The organism is Litorimonas sp., assembly GCA_029936425.1.
GTDB lineage: Bacteria > Pseudomonadota > Alphaproteobacteria > Caulobacterales > Maricaulaceae > Litorimonas.
Genome location: JAPYSU010000107.1, coordinates 1 through 1,492 on the forward strand (window position 1 = coordinate 1; position 1,492 = coordinate 1,492).

1 protein-coding gene and 1 pseudogene are annotated in these 1,492 nt (G+C 43.0%); both read left to right on the forward strand.

Features of this window, described 5'->3' with window-relative positions:
* A pseudogene (locus tag ACN0IC_RS15395) lies at positions 1–106 on the forward strand (integrase); the annotation flags it as partial.
* Positions 107–218: 112 nt separating this feature from the next.
* Positions 219–1,378, forward strand: a protein-coding gene (locus ACN0IC_RS15400) for an IS3 family transposase (RefSeq protein WP_416879634.1) whose coding sequence is annotated in 2 segments (ribosomal slippage) — positions 219–489 and positions 489–1,378 — 1,161 coding nt in all. Because the reading frame shifts where the segments join, the coding sequence is not laid out codon by codon here.
* The last annotated feature ends 114 nt before the right edge of the window (positions 1,379–1,492 follow it).

Consider the following 1,492-nt stretch of genomic DNA (forward strand, 5'->3'; position numbering starts at 1 on the left):
TAGCCGCAGTGGTATAGAAGGCACTTATGATCTTCATAAATATGAAAAAGAAGCGGGAGTCTGGTTACAAAAGTGGGCTGATTATCTTGATGAAATGACGGTCTGATTTATTGTTATTACAGCTCTGCTTTTAATTAAGTGCATTTTTCTTTCTTTGATCCTACCCCGATTTAACAGACCACTCCAATTAGGAGATAATAGGTTAAATCGGAGGATATATGAGCAAGAAGAAAAACAACAGTTACAGTGACGAATTCAAGCAGGAGGCGGTCCGTCAAGCACTTGAGTCAGGAAAGCCAAAGAGCCGCATCGCAAAAGAGCTAGGGATTAGTGACAGCTTATTGTACGGCTGGATAAATAAGTTTGATGCAGCCAAGTCAAAAGGATTAACCCCCAAGGAACATGACGATGAGAAGGCAGAGTATCGTCGTTTACAGGCTGAAAACAAGCGGTTGAAAGAGGAAAATGAAATTCTAAAAAAGGCTTCAGCGTATTTCGCGAAGAACCTAAAGTGAAATACGCTTTTATCAAGAAGAATAGTGATGTCTGGTCTGTTCGTTCTCAATGCAGAGTGTTCAAAGTTTCGAGGCCTGGGTATTACCAATGGCTTAAACGACCGCCAAGCGCCAGAGATGAATCTAATGCCGTTTTGGATGCTGATATCACCGAAGTCTTTGAGAAACATAAAGGCCGTTATGGCTCCCCTAGAATCTCACAAGAGCTTCAAGATCAAGGAGGTTGCGCAAGTCGAAAACGGGTCGCTGGTCGCATGAAACACCTTAATTTAAAGGCTAAACAAGCTAAGAAGTTTAAGGTTACAACTGACAGTCATCACACAAAACCTTTAGCGCCCAACGTGCTTGGACAGAAGTTTTCAGCTAGTCGCCCCAATGAAAAATGGGTAGGAGATATAACCTACGTTTGGACCTCGAAGGGTTGGCTCTATTTAGCCGTCGTGATTGATTTGTTTAACAGGCAAGTCGTCGGTTGGTCTATGTCAAATCGGATAAATCAAGCTATTGTCTGTGATGCACTCACCATGGCTCTTTGGCGACGTCATTTTCCCAAGCATGTCATCGTGCATTCCGATCGAGGAAGTCAGTACTGCTCCAAACGATACCAGCAGATTCTAAAGGACAACAAGCTAATGTGCAGCATGAGCGGTAAGGGTAATTGCTACGACAATGCAGTGGCCGAAAGCTTCTTTCACAGCTTAAAAGTGGAGTGTATTCACGGAGAACGATTTAAAACAAGAGAGGACGCACAACAAACTATTTTCGAGTATATCGAAATCTACTACAATAAGGTACGTCGTCATTCAAGCCTGGACTATCAGGCACCTGAACGATACGAGCAATTATACGAACAAGCCTCCTAAAGGCGCTGGTCTGTTAAACTGGGGCAAGATCAGAAGATTGCCACAATCATGGTGACAACTAACCGGGACAATGAGTGGCTGATTGCTGGATAAACTTTACCATGAGAATAATTT